Annotated in this window: 15 protein-coding genes; 12 read left to right on the forward strand and 3 right to left on the reverse strand. The window is 31.7% G+C overall.

Annotated elements, in window-relative coordinates; genetic code table 11:
• The first annotated feature begins 92 nt into the window (after positions 1 to 92).
• Together DWV06_RS11555 and leuS are read left to right on the forward strand one after the other, a co-directional pair.
• Positions 93 to 2,498, forward strand: coding sequence for a LuxR family transcriptional regulator (locus DWV06_RS11555; RefSeq protein ID WP_115482338.1), 2,406 nt, complete (start codon positions 93 to 95; stop codon positions 2,496 to 2,498).
• Between the two features lie 137 nt (positions 2,499 to 2,635).
• On the forward strand, positions 2,636 to 5,047 hold the full coding sequence (leuS, locus tag DWV06_RS11560) for a leucine--tRNA ligase (protein WP_115482339.1): 2,412 nt from the start codon (positions 2,636 to 2,638) through the stop codon (positions 5,045 to 5,047).
• A gap of 58 nt (positions 5,048 to 5,105) precedes the next feature.
• Here the strand turns inward: leuS and DWV06_RS11565 are convergent, their stop codons facing one another.
• Both DWV06_RS11565 and DWV06_RS11570 read right to left on the reverse strand, forming a co-directional pair.
• Positions 5,106 to 5,384: a hypothetical protein gene (locus DWV06_RS11565; RefSeq protein WP_115482340.1), complete on the reverse strand. Its 279-nt coding sequence runs from the start codon at positions 5,382 to 5,384 to the stop codon at positions 5,106 to 5,108.
• Positions 5,385 to 5,411: 27 nt separating this feature from the next.
• Positions 5,412 to 5,867: a hypothetical protein gene (locus DWV06_RS11570; RefSeq protein WP_115482341.1), complete on the reverse strand. Its 456-nt coding sequence runs from the start codon at positions 5,865 to 5,867 to the stop codon at positions 5,412 to 5,414.
• A 119-nt stretch (positions 5,868 to 5,986) separates the two neighbouring features.
• Between DWV06_RS11570 and DWV06_RS18395 the strand changes: the two genes are divergently transcribed.
• The gene (locus tag DWV06_RS18395) at positions 5,987 to 6,145 is read left to right on the forward strand and encodes a hypothetical protein (RefSeq protein WP_155522632.1); all 159 of its coding nucleotides are present in this window, start codon (positions 5,987 to 5,989) and stop codon (positions 6,143 to 6,145) included.
• A 43-nt stretch (positions 6,146 to 6,188) separates the two neighbouring features.
• Here DWV06_RS18395 and DWV06_RS11575 read toward each other — a convergent pair whose 3' ends face one another.
• Positions 6,189 to 6,392: a chorion class high-cysteine HCB protein 13 gene (locus DWV06_RS11575; protein ID WP_115482342.1), complete on the reverse strand. Its 204-nt coding sequence runs from the start codon at positions 6,390 to 6,392 to the stop codon at positions 6,189 to 6,191.
• A gap of 141 nt (positions 6,393 to 6,533) precedes the next feature.
• On the opposite strand from DWV06_RS11575, the gene DWV06_RS11580 reads away from it, so the two are divergent.
• The 9 genes from DWV06_RS11580 to DWV06_RS11620 all read left to right on the forward strand — a co-directional run bounded on the left by DWV06_RS11580 (position 6,534) and on the right by DWV06_RS11620 (position 16,830).
• A complete protein-coding gene (locus tag DWV06_RS11580) occupies positions 6,534 to 7,532 on the forward strand; it encodes an HD domain-containing phosphohydrolase (RefSeq protein WP_115482343.1) in 999 nt (332 codons plus the stop codon).
• 106 nt (positions 7,533 to 7,638) lie between these two features.
• Complete coding sequence (locus DWV06_RS11585) at positions 7,639 to 8,550, forward strand: S8 family peptidase (protein WP_115482344.1); 912 nt, start codon at positions 7,639 to 7,641, stop codon at positions 8,548 to 8,550.
• Positions 8,551 to 8,684: 134 nt separating this feature from the next.
• A complete protein-coding gene (locus DWV06_RS11590) occupies positions 8,685 to 10,073 on the forward strand; it encodes a beta/alpha barrel domain-containing protein (RefSeq protein ID WP_115482345.1) in 1,389 nt (462 codons plus the stop codon).
• Between the two features lie 19 nt (positions 10,074 to 10,092).
• A complete protein-coding gene (locus DWV06_RS11595; protein ID WP_115482346.1) occupies positions 10,093 to 10,809 on the forward strand; it encodes a GntR family transcriptional regulator in 717 nt (238 codons plus the stop codon).
• Positions 10,796 to 12,001, forward strand: a complete 1,206-nt coding sequence (locus tag DWV06_RS11600; RefSeq protein ID WP_115482347.1) for an NADP-dependent isocitrate dehydrogenase — start codon at positions 10,796 to 10,798, stop codon at positions 11,999 to 12,001. Before DWV06_RS11595 ends, DWV06_RS11600 begins: the two co-directional genes overlap by 14 nt.
• Positions 12,002 to 12,015: 14 nt before the next feature.
• On the forward strand, positions 12,016 to 13,929 hold the full coding sequence (locus DWV06_RS11605; protein ID WP_115482348.1) for an ABC-F family ATP-binding cassette domain-containing protein: 1,914 nt from the start codon (positions 12,016 to 12,018) through the stop codon (positions 13,927 to 13,929).
• Positions 13,930 to 14,001: 72 nt separating this feature from the next.
• Positions 14,002 to 14,652 carry a redox-sensing transcriptional repressor Rex gene (locus tag DWV06_RS11610; RefSeq protein ID WP_115482349.1) on the forward strand — a complete coding sequence of 217 codons (651 nt, stop codon included), beginning with the start codon at positions 14,002 to 14,004 and terminating at the stop codon, positions 14,650 to 14,652.
• Between the two features lie 2 nt (positions 14,653 to 14,654).
• Positions 14,655 to 15,284 carry a hypothetical protein gene (locus tag DWV06_RS11615; protein WP_115482350.1) on the forward strand — a complete coding sequence of 210 codons (630 nt, stop codon included), beginning with the start codon at positions 14,655 to 14,657 and terminating at the stop codon, positions 15,282 to 15,284.
• Positions 15,285 to 15,339: 55 nt separating this feature from the next.
• Entirely contained in the window at positions 15,340 to 16,830 is a 1,491-nt protein-coding gene (locus DWV06_RS11620; protein WP_115482351.1) for an NAD(P)H-hydrate dehydratase, read from the forward strand.
• The last annotated feature ends 19 nt before the right edge of the window (positions 16,831 to 16,849 follow it).

Consider the following 16,849-nt stretch of genomic DNA (forward strand, 5'->3'; position numbering starts at 1 on the left):
GAGAAGGGTACCATTTTAAGGTATCCCTTCTTTTTTTTTGTTTTCTATCTGCCTATAAATATGGTATACTAATTTAACACAGGAGGTTTCATATGCAGGTTAGAATGATAACAAGAAACAAAATTGTTAAAAGAATGAATGAAGCTTTGAATAATTCAATTAATATTTTAGTTGCACCTACAGGTTATGGAAAAACACAGGTATTAAAGGCATTTCGGAAAGAACATGATATCTGTAATATAGAGATTTCGGAACATCATAAGAGAGTCGATAAGTTCTGTGAGAAATTCTGTCACGATATATTTGGAAAAAATATTGCAGTACAGGTCAGAAAAATTAATAATACAGATGCTAAGATTGATTTTCTTATCGCGATGCTTAATATTGCATCAAGTAGAAGACAAGGATTAGTGATTTTAATTGATAACTATCATCGAATAGAAAATAAAGAAAATAATGAGTTGGTTTTAAAAGTTGCGAAACAAGTTTCACAAAATTATAATATCAGTATTTTTCTATCAAGTAGAACAATGCCAAAAGGTAAATTGGGAACATTTATTTCACAACGCCCTTCCAGTTATATTGGTAAAGAACATTTATTATTTGAAAAAGAAGAAATTCAACATTTTTTATATGAAAATGATATTGAAATAGAGGAACAGCAAGCGAATGACCTTGTGTTTAATATGAGAGGCTGGACAGAAGGAATTATTACGAAAATATGGAGTTTTTCAAAAGGTTGTAAAGATAACAGCGAAGTAGACGCATTGATTGAGACAAATATATTACCGTTATTTTCAAATGAAATGCAATCTTTTTTGTTAGTAGCATCTAAAATAGATCGATTCACATCCAAAATAGCAGATTTTTTCGAAGGAAAAACATTAATTAAGCGAGAATTAAGTAAAAATGCTGATTGCCAGAATTTTATTGAAAAAAATGAATCGTATTATTCTATTCACCCGGTTTTACGGGAGTTTTTTAATACGAACTTTACAGTGGAAGCATCATCGACAAAACGTCTTGCAGATTATTATTTAGCTGAGAAAGAATATTTGCAGGCATTTTCTTTGTATGGAGAAATCAAAGAATATGATGTTATGGCAAAAATATGCCTTGAATTAGCTGATAAAGATTTTTTTACAAATGATAAAAAGACTTTTTATTTCATTTTAAAGAAACTTCCTATGGAGTATATTTTAAAGTATGGAAATCTATCAATATGTTATGCTTATGTATCACAAAATTATATTCCTATAGCAAACAGAATAGAATTTTATGATCATGGTGCGAATGTATTACTGGAAAATAGGACATTAGCAGAGAAAAATGAAATTAAAATCAGAGGAGAGGTAGGTATTCTAAAAGCATTTGCATATCGTTATGATTGGAGAAAAATGCACCAGGAGCTTTTGAAAATTAAAGACTTGCAGGGTTATTTTCATACTACAATTTTCCATAAGTTATCTTTTAATTTAATGAGTCCAAGCAGTTTGTATCTTGTTTATCGCGCAGGTGAATTGGATGAAATAGTTAATTGTAGTCGTGAAATCGAAGAAATATGTTCCAAAGTTGGAAATCGTTTTGGATTAGGCAGTTATTTGTTAAATTGTGGCGAAGCCTGCTATCTGAGAGGCGAGCGTCAAGAAGCATTTAATTATGTTGAGAAAGCATTAGCTGTTGCCAAAGAAGCAAAACAATATTCTATTGTACTTGCTGCATTATATTTAGAAATAAAATTATTTACGCATGAGGGCAATTTCAGAAGTGCTGAATCTTGTATTAATTCAATGAATTATATGGCTACAAAAACTCCGGAAAAGTCAAAATTAGTTCCAGAAATCTCAAAAGCCTGGCTATATCCAAGAATGGGCAAGACAATTCCTAAATATTTCGTTGAAGAAGAATCATTTCAGGTAGATGAATTAGAACAAAATGAATCAAGTTATGCAATGATAGCTTTTTTAGTGGTGCTTTATTATATGGAAAGGTATAAAGAAGCCTATGCATATGCAGTTCAAATAATAGAATATTATAAAGTACATAACATTGATTTAGGACTTATTTATTCGAATATATATGCTTCTTTTTGTTGTCGAAAAATGGGAGAAGATGAATCAGCTTTAAGTCATATGCTTGTAGCATATAACCTTACGAAAGATGATAAAATTATTATGCCATTCATAGAAGCAGGAAGAGATATGATAGATATTATTAATACATATAAAGAAAATTTTTCAACAACATGGCGGCTTACTGTTTTAAGAGAAGTGAAAGCATTTAATCTTTCTATTGAAAAAAATCAATACAACAAGTATCGTTTATCTAAGAGAGAAGTTGATGTTATGGAATTAGTAAGTCTTGGCATGAAAAATGCAGAAATAGCTAAAGAGTTGAATATAAAGCAGGATACAGTAAAAGAGTATTTGCATAATGTATTTGTGAAATTAGGAGTTACGAATAGGATGGAAGCAGCAATGAAATTTAATGAATCCTAGAACTGGCAAGGGTTGACAAATACTTACCATATGATAAAATATCTAAAGCAAGCCCTTTCTATTCATTGTGGATGGAAGGGCATTTTTGAGAGAATGAAAAAGAAGATTACTTTTAATATAAATAGGAGGAAATTAAAATGGCAACACCTTACAATCACAGAGAAATTGAACAAAAATGGAGAAAAAAATGGGAAACAGATCCAGTTAATGTCAATGATGGAAAAAAGCCTAAATATTATTGCTTGGATATGTTTCCATACCCATCCGGAAATGGAATCCATGTAGGGCATTGGAGAGGTTATGTGATATCTGACGTATGGAGCAGATATAAAATGCTTCAGGGGTATTATTTGATTCATCCAATGGGATGGGATGCTTTTGGGTTGCCTGCAGAAAATTATGCAATAAAAATGGGAGTTCATCCTGCAAAATCCACTGCTGAGAATATAGCAAATATTAAAAGACAATTAGCTGAGATAGCGGCAATTTATGATTGGGATCGAGAAGTAAATACTACCGATCCGGAATTTTATAAATGGACACAATGGATTTTTGTTAAAATGTTTAAAGAAGGATTAGCCTATGAAAAAGAAATGCCAATAAATTGGTGTCCATCCTGCAAAACCGGATTAGCAAATGAAGAAGTCGTGAATGGAAAATGCGAACGATGCGGTGAGGATGTTACGAAAAAGAATTTAAAACAATGGATGCTGAAAATTACCAAATATGCAGAACGTCTACTGGCAGATATGGATCAATTGGATTGGCCTGAGAAAGTTAAGAAAATGCAGGCTGATTGGATTGGAAAATCTTATGGAGCAGAAGTTGATTTTCAAATAAAAGACAGAGACGAAAAAATTACAGTTTATACGACCAGACCAGATACGTTATATGGTGCGACATTCATGGTTTTAGCTCCGGAACATAAACTTGCATCAAAACTTTCAACAGACGAAACTAAAGAAGCGGTTGAAAAATATATTTATGAAGCTTCTATGAAATCTAATGTTGACCGATTACAGGATAAAGAAAAAACAGGTGTATTTACCGGTAGTTACGCAATCAATCCGTTAAATGGAGCAAAAATACCGATTTGGTTGTCCGATTATGTACTTGCAGATTATGGAACAGGAGCCATTATGTGTGTACCAGCCCATGATGATAGAGATTTCGAATTTGCCACAAAATTTAATATTCCAATTATCCAGGTCATCGCAAAAGATGGGAAAGAAATTGAAAATATGACAGAGGCCTATACAGAAGCTTCCGGAATCGTAATAAATTCTGGGGATTGGAATGGTATGGAATCATCTGTTTTGAAAAAAGAAGCGCCTGAAATGATTGAGAAAAGGGGCTTTGGAAAAAAGACTACTAATTATAAATTACGTGACTGGGTATTTTCCAGACAACGTTATTGGGGTGAGCCGATTCCGATTATACATTGTGATGAATGTGGAGCAGTTCCGGTTCCTGAGGAACAATTACCATTATTATTACCAGAAGTGGAGTCTTACCAACCAACTGGAACAGGTGAATCACCATTGGCTGATATTGAGGAGTGGGTAAACACAACATGTCCTGTTTGTGGGAAGCCTGCGAAAAGGGAGACGAATACAATGCCACAGTGGGCAGGTTCTTCCTGGTACTTCTTAAGATATGTAGACAATAAAAATTCGAAAGAATTAGTTTCTAAAGAGAATGCAGAGAAATATCTTCCGGTAGATATGTATATTGGTGGAGTGGAGCATGCAGTATTACATTTGTTGTACTCAAGGTTTTATACAAAATTCTTATATGATATCGGTGTCGTAAATTTTAAAGAGCCATTTACGAAACTATTTAACCAAGGAATGATTACTGGGAAAAATGGAATCAAAATGAGTAAATCAAAAGGAAATATAGTGTCTCCTGATGAATTGGTCAGAGATTATGGATGTGATTCATTAAGACTATATGAATTGTTTGTTGGACCACCTGAATTAGACTCAGAGTGGGATGACAGAGGGATTGATGGAGTCTATCGTTTCATGAATCGCTTCTGGAACTTAGTAATGGAAAACAAAGATAAAAATGCAAAAGAAACAAAAGAATTAGTTAAAATAAGAAATAAAATGATTTATGATATAACTACACGTTTAGAAGCATTTAATTTAAATACAGTTGTATCTGGTTTTATGGAATATAATAATAAATTGATAGAATTAAGCAAAAAAGATGGAATTGATATTAAAACTTTAGAAGTCTTAGCAATTTTAATTGCTCCGTTTGCTCCTCATATGGGTGAAGAAATTTGGCAGCAATTAGGACATAAGAATTCTGTTTTTGATAATGAATGGCCTTCCTATGATGAAGCTGCAATGAAAGACGATGAAATTGAAATTGCGATTCAGATTAATGGAAAAACACGTGCCGTTATACAAGTGGCGGCTGATATTTCAAAAGAAGATGCAATAGCTGCTGGGAAAAATGCGGTTGCTGAGAAATTGACTGGAACGATTGTGAAAGAAATATATGTTCCTGGTAGAATTATTAATATTGTACAGAAGTAAAATGATTATCCCCCAATCGATTAATGATTGGGGGAGTTTTGTAATCGTAATCAAAATATTACTTTTTAAACGTTTTGACCATATTTAATAACATATCTGCTTTTTTTTGCTCATCAGGTGTCATTTGTTGTTTTAATACATCAATAATCAAATCTTTTTCAGAAGAGTTGAATTCAATACCTTTTTCCTTTGCTGTTGATGTGGCAGCCATTAATATTGGAAGTAATTCTTTGGCTGTTTTTCCATTGGCATTAGAACTTAATTCTTTTAAGAGTGCTAATTTTTCAGGATTTATATTTTTCAAATTAGGGTTGTTTAAAAGAATACTAGGATCCATAGTTCACCTCATTACTTTCTTATTATATTATGTAAATTGTGTTTTATATGTTTCAAAAACTTCTTTTTGTTCGGGCGTCATAAAGTTTTTAAAAAATGACAATGGAGATTCAGACTTTCCAGTTCCATCACCTTGTTTTTTTAAATAACTGTTATAAATTTCAAATGCATTAAAAAAATTTAATATCATATCTATTGTTTCTTTTTCAGTATCGGAACAGTAATTACGTATATCATTTAACATACGAATCGGTTTTTCGTTTGGGGAATCACTTTCCGAATCAACGGAACACATTTTCAAAGCATCCTCTTTTTTATTAAATAGGTTTATCGTTTGATTTAATTCAAGATATTTAACATAAATAGAGAGGAATTTCTGCTCTGTTGTCTGAATATAAGGGATAGCTGCTTTGATGATTTGTAATTGTTTTGTTTGAATTACAGAATCAAAAGTAGTCATATTAGAATTGGTTTCATCACTCAAAGGATTCTTGTCTCCTTAATATATCTTTTAGATAATATATTCAATATAAAATCAAATATGACAGATTTAAAAAAAATATCATATAATATTATGAGAGAATAAGAGGAGGCGGATTCTAAATGAAGGATAATCATAATTTGATATTTGAAGGGAATTCTGTTTATGAAATAGATGATGAATGTATGAAGGCAAAAAGGAAGAAAAATTCAAAAGAAAGGTGCGAATCAAATGATTCTCAATTAAAACAGGAAAGTAATGTAGGAAAAAAGAAATGTTAGAAATTCATAAAGGGTGTGAATTTTTCACACCCTTTTATGAGTTTTAGCAGAATGAATTTCCGCCACAGCAGCAGCAAAGGATAAGTATAAGCCATAAACATCCATTATCACCAAATCCACTACCTCCGCAGCCTGAACCCCATCCGGATCCGCCACAACAACAAAGAATGAGAATAATCCATAGACAGGAATTGTTTCCGCCTCCGTCACATACTCCACCACAACTGGTTGCTGATAAATCGCTCATATGAAATTCCTCCATTTGATTCTTTACATTACATGATATGTTAATGAGTCACAATGTGTTAAAAATTTTAAATAAATTAAATTTTCTTTTTTAGTAAAATTTGTTATAATATAAAACAATCAAAAATTTAGGAGATAAACAGTGACAACTTATAAAATACTTATCGTTGATGAAAATATAAAGGATATGGATGAGCTAGAGCAAATTGTATATGGACTTGGTCAGAATTACAATTTTTTTAAGACAGATAAATTTGAGGAAGCGTTAACGTTATTAGAGAATAAAAAAATTGATATTTTGATTACCAATTATGAACTAAATCAAAAGCTAGGTACTGAATTGATTTCACGTTGTAAGAAAAAAAGTGTGTCTACTGTAAGGATTCTTATGGGAAATTATAATAACCTTAATGTTATTAACGAAGAAGTGATTAGCGGCAACATCTTTCATTTCTTAATAAAACCATGGGATACACATTATGTAGCTGAAATCATTCAACAAGCAGTCATATATAGAGAAAATTTGTTTATTAGTAATTATAATAGTGAAGAAGAGGATAAATTTCTAAAATATAAACAGGATGTATTAGATTTGCAAAATGATGTTATCAGTGCATTAATGATGGTCATTGAAGTAAGTAATCGTGAATTGTACATTCATTCAGTTCAAGTGAGCCGAATTGCATCTATGATTGCAGAAAAGATGAAATTACCAAAAAAAGGCATAAGAGAAGTTAAGATAGCAGGATTACTGCATGATATAGGAAAAATTGCTATTCAGGATGAAATTTTAAACAAACCGGGCAAATTAAATAATTTTGAATTTGATGTCATGAAAGAGCATTCATATAAGGGAAGTCTTGTTTTATCAGGACTTAAGGATATGAATAAAATATCTACTATAGTTTGTCAACATCATGAGAAAATGGATGGTTCCGGATATCCCTATGGTCTTTTAGGTGATGATATTTTGATTGAAGCCAGAATTTTATCTGTAGCAGATACCTTTGATGCATTGGTATCAGACCGAATTTATCATAGAGGTATTTCTGCCGAAATGGCACTTGAAATTCTAGGGTGGAATGAAGAAGGTTATGATCAAAAAGTAATTGAGGCATTAAAAAAGTGTTATAAATACTAAGAACCACTAATAGTTTTTGATAAATTAATAAAACTTTTACAAGTTCTATAACAAAAATGAGACTTCCTGAATAGGTTAATAAAAAGATGGAAGTGGGTTCAGTTCTTTGAATAAGGTAAAAGAAGAATTAAATGTTGAATATGCTCATCAATTACAATATTTTGGAAAAAATATCGGTGTTGCGATTCTGGATACAGGTATATTTCAGCACCCGGATTTTGATAATAGAATTATAGCATTTAAAGATGTATTAAATGAAAAGCAAAAACCTTATGATGACAATGGTCATGGTACTCATATCGCAGGGATAATTGGTGGAACTGGAAAATTGAGTAATGGTGTTTTTACAGGGATGGCACCAAAGTGTAATTTAATTGTCGTAAAAGTTTTAGATAATAAAGGTAATGGTTCAACAGAAGATGTTCTAAAAGGTATTGATTGGGTATTAAAAATGAAGGATGCTTACAATATCAGAATTATGAATATTTCTGTTGGAACAATACCAAATGTAGAAAAAGAAGAATGTATGATACTTGTTAAAGCAGTTGAAAAAGCTTGGGATGCTGGTCTAGTGGTAGTAGTGGCTGCGGGCAATAACGGCCCAAATCCAATGACGATAACTACACCGGGAATTAGTCGAAAAGTTATAACGGTAGGTGCATCTGATGATCATCTTGTACCGAAGTCAAATAACATAAAAATACATTATTCTGGAAGAGGACCAACTCAGTTCTGCATAAAAAAACCAGATGTGATAGCGCCTGGAAATAATATTATTTCGTGTAAAGTCATGAAAGATTTAAATGCAACTTCATTGACCGAATGTTATACCAATAAGAGTGGAACATCTATGGCGACTCCAATTGTGAGTGGAAGCATAGCTCTACTTATTGAAAAATATCCGAATATAACAAATATGGAAGTTAAATTAAAATTGAAAGATAAAGCAGTGAACGAAGGTTTACCCCATAATCAACAAGGATGGGGGAAAATTGATGTGAAACAATTAATCAGCTAACACATTTTAAGAGATCTTGATATATCAGGGTCTCTTTTTCTGTATACAATATATTGACAACCATAATGTTATTGTATACAATAATACAGGAGTACAAATTGTATGCGATAATACATGATAAAAGGAGTGAAATAATGGAAGCAAGAAAAGTACAAAAAAATGATTTTACGAATCTTTTGGAATTAGAAGAGCACATTTATCCTTTGGTAGATGTAGACACCCCTAATGTTTACCGAAATTTGTTCCCATACGATGAAATTCCTAAAATAGCATTTAATGATCGTATTGTTCCACATAATATGCAAAATGAAATCTGGATTACAGACACTACATTTCGTGATGGACAACAGTCAAGAACGCCATATACAACAGAACAAATTGTAAAAATCTATGATTATCTACATAGATTGGGTGGCCCCAAGGGAATAATACGACAAAGTGAATTCTTTTTATATAGTAAAAAAGATAGAGATGCAGTTTATAAATGTCTGGAAAAAGGCTACAAGTTTCCAGAAATCACCAGTTGGATACGTGCAAGTAAAAAAGATTTTGAGTTAGTAAAAGAAATTGGTTTGAAGGAAACAGGGATTTTGGTGAGCTGTTCTGATTATCATATTTTTTACAAAATGAAAATGACAAGAAAGCAGGCATTGACTCATTATTTATCTGTTATCAGGGAATGTCTGGAAACTGGCATCAGTCCACGTTGTCATTTCGAAGATATCACTCGTGCAGATATATTTGGATTTGTAATCCCCTTCTGTGTTGAACTCATGAAATTAATGAATGAATATCAAATACCAATAAAAATCCGAGCTTGTGATACGATGGGATATGGGGTCAATTTTGCAGGTGCTGTGATTCCACGTTCTGTACAAGGAATTATTTATGGTTTAATAAAACATGCAGGAGTTCCCTCAGAATTAATTGAATGGCATGGACATAATGATTTTTATAAAGCTGTTAGTAATTCTACAACTGCTTGGTTATATGGAGCGTGTGGAGTCAATTGTTCTATGTTTGGAATAGGAGAACGGACAGGTAATACTCCATTAGAGGCAATGGTTTTTGAATATGCACAGCTTAAAGGGACATTAGATGGTATGGATACGACTGTGATTACAGAATTAGTTGAATATTACCAAAAAGAAATTGGATATAAACTTCCATCCAGAACACCTTTTGCAGGAAGTAGTTTTAATGTGACCAGAGCCGGTATCCATGCAGATGGGTTATTAAAAAATGAAGAAATCTATAATATCTTTGATACAGAAAAGTTTTTAAATCGACCGCCATTGGTTGCCGTATCGAAAACATCTGGACTAGCTGGTATTGCACACTGGATTAATAATTATTATCATTTAGATGAAGAAAGACAAGTTACAAAAGATTCTGAACTTGTAGCTATAGTAAAAGAGTGGGTTGACAAAGAATATGAAGATGGACGAATAACAGTAATTACTGATAATGAATTAGTTTGTGTTGTTACAGATAGTTGCAAAAAATTAGGATTTATATTATAACAATATAGGAGGAAGAGTTTTGCATAGTCATAATGTACACGAAGAGGTAACAGATAAGTACTCATTAAGAGGAAGAGTGTTCCATAAAATTCGTGAAGATATTTTATCTGGAGTTTATAAGCAAAACGAAGAGCTGAAAGAAAAAACAATCGGAGAAGAGTTGGGAGTCAGCAGAACTCCGGTCAGAGAGGCTCTAAGACAATTAGAATTAGAAGGACTTGTAAATATTATTCCCAATAAAGGTGCATATGTGATTGGTATTACGAAAAAAGATGTAAAAGATATTTATATGATCCGAACTTTGCTAGAGGGCTTATGTGCCAGATGGGCTTGTGAATTTATTACAGAAGAACAGATAAATGAATTAGAAGAAAACATTTATTTATCTGATTTTTATGCAAAAAAACATAAGTTTGCTCAAGTCGTTGAATTAGATAACAGGTTTCATGAAATTTTATATGAGACCTCAAATAGTAAAGTGCTTAGACACATTTTATCAGATTATCATCACTATTTACAACGAGTGAGGAAAGTATCACTTGCTTCTGAAAAAAGAGCGATACAATCCAATGAGGAACATCGTGCAATTATTCAGGCACTTATTAATAAAGATGTACAAATAGCAGAAACTCTTGCTAGTGAACATATTATGAATACGATTAGAAATCTAGAAGAATTACCAATAGGAAATATATACGAAGAAATGAAAGTGGAGGACAAAAATGCAAAAAATTAAAATGACAACACCATTAGTAGAAATGGATGGAGATGAAATGACAAGAATTCTGTGGCAAATCATTAAGGATGAGTTATTACTGCCTTTTGTTGATTTGAAAACAGAATATTATGATTTGGGACTTGCACATCGAAATGAGACGAATGATCAGGTAACAGTAGATTCTGCAGAAGCGACCAAAAAATATGGTGTTGCAGTTAAATGTGCTACAATTACACCCAATGCTGCCAGAATGGATGAATATGACTTGAAAGAAATGTGGAAAAGTCCTAACGGTACAATAAGAGCAATTTTAGACGGAACTGTATTTCGTGCTCCAATAACAGTAAAAGGTATCGATCCATATGTTAGAACTTGGAAGAAGCCAATTACAATAGCAAGACATGCTTATGGTGACGTATATAAAGCAAGTGAAATGAAAATTTCTCAAGCAGGAAAATGCGAATTAGTATTTACTTCTGAAGACGGAACTGAAAATAGGGAATTAATTCATGAATTCAAAGGTCCCGGAGTAGTTCAGGGACAACATAATCTTGAATCTTCTATTGAAAGTTTTGCAAGAAGCTGTTTTAATTTTGCACTTGATACAAAACAAGATTTATGGTTCGCATCCAAAGATACGATATCAAAAAAATATGATCATACATTCAAAGATATTTTCCAAGATATTTATGATAAAGAATATGATGAAAAGTTTAAAGCGGCTGGTATAGAATACTTTTATACATTAATAGATGATGCAGTAGCAAGAGTCATGAAATCAGAAGGTGGATATATCTGGGCATGTAAAAACTATGATGGTGATGTGATGAGCGATATGGTTGCTACCGCTTTCGGTTCATTAGCAATGATGACATCTGTTTTAGTATCACCGAAAGGAGTTTATGAATATGAAGCTGCACATGGAACGGTACAGAGACATTATTATAACCATTTAAAAGGAGAAAAGACATCAACAAATTCAGTTGCAACAATTTTTGCATGGACTGGTGCTCTTAAAAAACGTGGTGAATTCGATGGTCTTGATGATTTAGTTTCTTTTGCAGAAAGATTAGAAAAAGCAACTATTGAAACGATTGAGTCTGGAAAGATGACAAAAGATCTGGCATTAATTACCTCTCACGAAAAACCGGAAGTTTTAAATAGTGAAGAATTTATTATTGCAATCAGAAAGACGTTAGAGACTCTTTAATTTAGGAGAAAACAATGATATTAGCTTGTCATAATATAAAAAAATCCTTTGGAACAAATGAGATTTTCAAAGGAGGATCTTTTCATATAGAAGAACATGAAAAAGCAGCGATTGTTGGAATTAATGGTGCAGGAAAGTCTACACTATTAAAAATTATTATGGAAGAATTACAACCTGATTCAGGAGAAGTTATTATAGCCAAGGGAAAAACTCTTGGCTATTTGGCTCAACATCAAGATATGTGCAGCGATAATTCGATTTATGAAGAACTTTTAGAAATTAAAAGACCCATTCTTGAAATGGAGCAGCGTATTCGTGATTTAGAAATAGAGATGAAGTTATTATCAGGTGAAGAACTAAAAAATAAATTAGATACTTATTCAAGACTAAATCAAGAATTTGAATTAGCCGAAGGGTATTCCTATAAAAGTGAAATTATCGGAGTTCTGAAAGGTCTTGGTTTTGAAGAAGAAGAGTTTTCTAAGAATGTGAAGGCCTTGTCTGGTGGGCAAAAAACAAGAGTATCATTAGGAAAACTACTTCTTACAAAGCCTGATATTATTCTTTTGGACGAACCGACCAATCATTTAGACTTACAATCAATAAATTGGTTAGAAACATATTTACTTAATTATTCAGGTACTGTAATCATCGTTGCTCATGACCGCTATTTTTTAGATCGTATCGTAAATAAAGTGATTGATATCGACAATGGTCAAATAACTTCATTTAGCGGCAATTATTCAGATTATGCAGAAAAAAAGGAAATGCTTAGGGAAGCGTTGGTTCATCAATATATGAATCAACAGCAAGAAATAAAGCATCAAGAAGAAGTTATTAGTAAATTAAAATCTTTTAATAGAGAAAAGTCCATTAAAAGAGCAGAGAGCAGAGAGAAAATGCTGCAGAAAATAGATAAAATAGAGAAACCGATTTTTAAGGAAAACAAAATGAAACTGAAATTAGAGCCCCAGATTTTAAGTGGAAATGATGTTTTATCTATAGAAAACTTATCAAAATCTTTTGGGGAAAATCAATTGTTTCAACAAATTCATTTTGAAATAAAACGAGGTGAACGTGTTGCATTGATTGGAAATAATGGAACAGGAAAAACAACCTTATTTAAAATTATCAATCAAATCATGGAAGCTGATACTGGAACTATTAAATTGGGATCAAAAGTACATATTGGATACTATGATCAAGAACATCAAGTTTTAAATTTGGAAAAGTCTATTTTTGAAGAAATATCTGACGCATATCCAAACTTAAATAATACTGAAATTCGAAATGTATTAGCAGCCTTTTCTTTTACGAACGATGATGTATTTAAAAAGATAAATGATTTAAGTGGAGGAGAAAGAGGTCGTATTTCATTAGCAAAATTAATGCTTTCTGAAAGTAATTTGTTGTTATTGGATGAACCTACCAATCATTTAGATATGGAATCCAAAGAAATCCTAGAGCATGCTTTAAACATGTATACTGGAACAGTTTTCTATATTTCTCATGATCGATATTTTATTAATCGGACCGCTACAAGAATATTGGAATTAACAGGAAAAACATTAATTAATTATATTGGAAATTACGATTACTATTTAGAAAAAAAAGATATTCTAACTCCTGTTGATCAAAAAGATATTCAAAAAACGATTGAAAAAGAAAGTGAAAATAAACTTGATTGGAAAAAACAAAAAGAAAAACAAGCAAAACTTAGAAAGCGAGAGAACCAGATAAAAAAAGTTGAACAAGAAATAGAAAATCTGGAAGCAAGAAAAGAAGAGATTGATTTCATGTTGGGTCAAGATGATATTTGTACAAATTCAAAAAAACTATTAGAGCTTCATAATGAACGAGAAAACATAGAAATTAAATTATTAAAGTTATATGAAGAATGGGAAGAATTTATATCGTCAATTGTTTGACGAAAACCTTAAATTATATTATAATATTTACTAATATTTACTAGTTTGGATTTTAAGATTGGAGGGAATAATTTGGACAGCAAAGAGATTTCTCAAGCAGTCATTAAAAGATTACCGAGGTATCATAGATATTTAGGAGAGTTAATAGAAAAAGGTATAGAACGCATATCTTCTAATGAATTAAGTACAAGAATGCGGGTAACAGCTTCTCAAATCAGACAAGATTTAAATAACTTTGGTGGATTTGGTCAACAAGGTTATGGATATAATGTTAAATTTCTGTATAGTGAAATGGGAAAAATTCTTGGCCTGGATAGACAGCATAATATGATTATAATCGGTTCAGGTAATTTGGGACAAGCGCTTGCTAATTATGTAGCGTTTGAAAAAAAAGGATTTATTATTAAAGGATTGTTTGATATCAATCCAAGATTAGAAGGACTTTCAGTACGCGGTATTCAGATTATGATGATTGAAGAATTGGAAGACTTCATAAAGGAAAATAATATTGAAATCGCTACTCTTACCATACCAAAAGATAAAGCGGGTGATATGGCTGATATGTTGGTAAAGTATGGAATAAAAGCAATATGGAATTTTGCTCATGTAGATTTGCAGGTTCCTGATGATGTTGTAGTTGAAAACGTACATTTATCAGATAGCTTAATGACTTTATCTTATAAATTAAGCTGTTATGAAATAGAAAATCAAAAGAAGATGTGAATATGAAAGAAACAGAAAAACTACAAGAGTTTGAAATAGCATTACAGGATAAAAAAATCCCTGTTTTAACATTGGATCATAAATGGCATTGTCTTTTTCAATTAAATGGTAAGCCTCAAAGCATTCAAGAATTAGAAGAAAACTTGAATGTTTTGTTGCGCCGTCAAGGTCAATTAAATTCAGACTTAAAAGAATCGAAAAGATTAAAAGTTAAATTGATGCGGGATATTGTTGCAAATATGGAGAATGTATCAGACAAAGAAAGAGAAAAAAAGCAGGAAGAAAATCAAAAATTAATTATTGAACTTAATGAGACGATAGAACAATATGAGGATGAATTGCTAGAGATTCCGAGTAAAATTAAAAAAGTGAATAGTGAACTGATGATTGCAAGTATGGATGTTTGTTATGACACCTTAAAACAAAACGAAAATGATATAACTGAAATTACAGAATGGATAAAACATATTAGAGTAGAACTAAAGAAAAATATTATTCGAAAACAGAATAAAGAATTGAAAAATCAGCAAATTTACTCTTATATGCATGATATTTTTGGCCCTGAGGTAGTAGATTTATTCGATATGGCATATATTGTGGAGGAAGAAAATGAAACAGTAGAAGACAAGTAATTAATACTTGTTCTGCTGTTTTTTCATATAAAATGTAATAGAAAGGGTTTGTAATATGGAATATCTATTAGATAGTAAAACAATGAAATCTTGTGATTCAGCTACAGCAAATTATTTTGGACTGCCTAGTATTGTATTAATGGAAAGAGCTGCTTTGTCTGTAATAGAATTAATTCAAGATAAAAAAATGAAAGATAATATTTTAGTTGTTTGTGGAACTGGTAATAACGGTGGTGACGGATTAGCAATTGCAAGAATACTTTATGAAAGAGGCTACAAACCTATAGTAGTTTTAATTGGCAGTGACGATAGTCTAACAAAAGAAGCTGCAATTCAAAAAAAAATTTTAGAAAAATATAAAATTAATATTGAGTCAACGATCCCTCAGATTGAATATACTACTATTATAGATGCTCTGTTTGGAATTGGTCTCAGTCGTGAAGTAGAAGGCATTTATTATGAAAATATAAGTATTATGAATAAAATAGAGGGGTGCAAAATAGCTATTGATATTCCTTCCGGAATATCGGCAGATACTGGAAAAGTACTAGGTATTGCTTTTCAAGCAGATTATACAATAACATTTGGTTTTTCAAAAATCGGTCTAGTTTTATATCCAGGCTGCACCTATTGTGGTAAAATTATAGTAAAAGATATTGGTATTACTAAGGATAGCTTTTTGGGAGAACTTCCTATCACTTTTACCTATAATAAAAAAGATTTGCAGGAATTACCGAAAAGAAAGTTTTATTCTAACAAAGGAACATATGGTAAAATCCTTATTATTGCAGGTAATATAAATATGAGTGGTGCAGCATGTTTGGCAGGAAAATCAGCTTATTTTACTGGTAGTGGTTTGGTAAATATATTTACTTCTTCTGAAAATAGGATCATATTGCAGTCTAATCTACCAGAAGCAGTTTTGACTTGTTTTAATTCCGAAGAGGAAATAGAAGAGTTGCTGCTAGAATCAATGGAAAATGTAGATGCAATTGCAATTGGGCCGGGATGTGGAGATAATCATATTACAAGAAAGTTATTAGAATTAGTTATAAAGAATACAAAAGTTCCAGTAGTAATTGATGCAGATGGATTAAATGCATTATCCAAAGGAAATGAATTGTTAACGGAAACGGATCAACCGATTATACTAACTCCTCATCTAGGTGAAATGTCTAGATTAACTGGTGATGATGTTGGTAAAATCCAATCCGCTTTATTAAATTCATCCAAACAATGGGTAAACAAATATAAATCCATATTAGTTTTAAAAGATGCCCGAACTATAGTAACAGACTCTAATAATCGAGTTTACATTAATAGGTCAGGAAATAACGGAATGGCTACAGCCGGTTCTGGTGATGTTTTGACAGGAATTATCACATCTTTAATTGGTCAGGGTAAAAAACCTTTTGAAGCAGCATCTCTTGCAGTGTATTTACATGGTTTGGCTGGAGATGAAGCAAGAAAAAAATATGGTGTTTATAGTTTGATGGCATCTCATATCATTGAAGGCATTTCAATGGTTTTAAAAGAAATAAATTAACGAATACAAAAGCATGTCT

Origin of the sequence: Anaerosacchariphilus polymeriproducens, assembly GCF_003363435.1 — a bacterium.
In the GTDB taxonomy this organism is placed as follows: Bacteria; Bacillota; Clostridia; order Lachnospirales; family Lachnospiraceae; genus Anaerosacchariphilus; species Anaerosacchariphilus polymeriproducens.

Coding starts and splice junctions, on each gene's coding strand:
- DWV06_RS11555 (WP_115482338.1), top strand. CDS start 93: ATGCAGGTTAGAATGATAACAAGAAACAAAATTGTTAAAAGAATGAAT.
- leuS (WP_115482339.1), top strand. CDS start 2,636: ATGGCAACACCTTACAATCACAGAGAAATTGAACAAAAATGGAGAAAA.
- DWV06_RS11565 (WP_115482340.1), bottom strand. CDS start 5,384: ATGGATCCTAGTATTCTTTTAAACAACCCTAATTTGAAAAATATAAAT.
- DWV06_RS18395 (WP_155522632.1), top strand. CDS start 5,987: ATGAAGGATAATCATAATTTGATATTTGAAGGGAATTCTGTTTATGAA.
- DWV06_RS11575 (WP_115482342.1), bottom strand. CDS start 6,392: ATGAGCGATTTATCAGCAACCAGTTGTGGTGGAGTATGTGACGGAGGC.
- DWV06_RS11590 (WP_115482345.1), top strand. CDS start 8,685: ATGGAAGCAAGAAAAGTACAAAAAAATGATTTTACGAATCTTTTGGAA.
- DWV06_RS11600 (WP_115482347.1), top strand. CDS start 10,796: ATGCAAAAAATTAAAATGACAACACCATTAGTAGAAATGGATGGAGAT.
- DWV06_RS11605 (WP_115482348.1), top strand. CDS start 12,016: ATGATATTAGCTTGTCATAATATAAAAAAATCCTTTGGAACAAATGAG.
- DWV06_RS11615 (WP_115482350.1), top strand. CDS start 14,655: ATGAAAGAAACAGAAAAACTACAAGAGTTTGAAATAGCATTACAGGAT.
- DWV06_RS11620 (WP_115482351.1), top strand. CDS start 15,340: ATGGAATATCTATTAGATAGTAAAACAATGAAATCTTGTGATTCAGCT.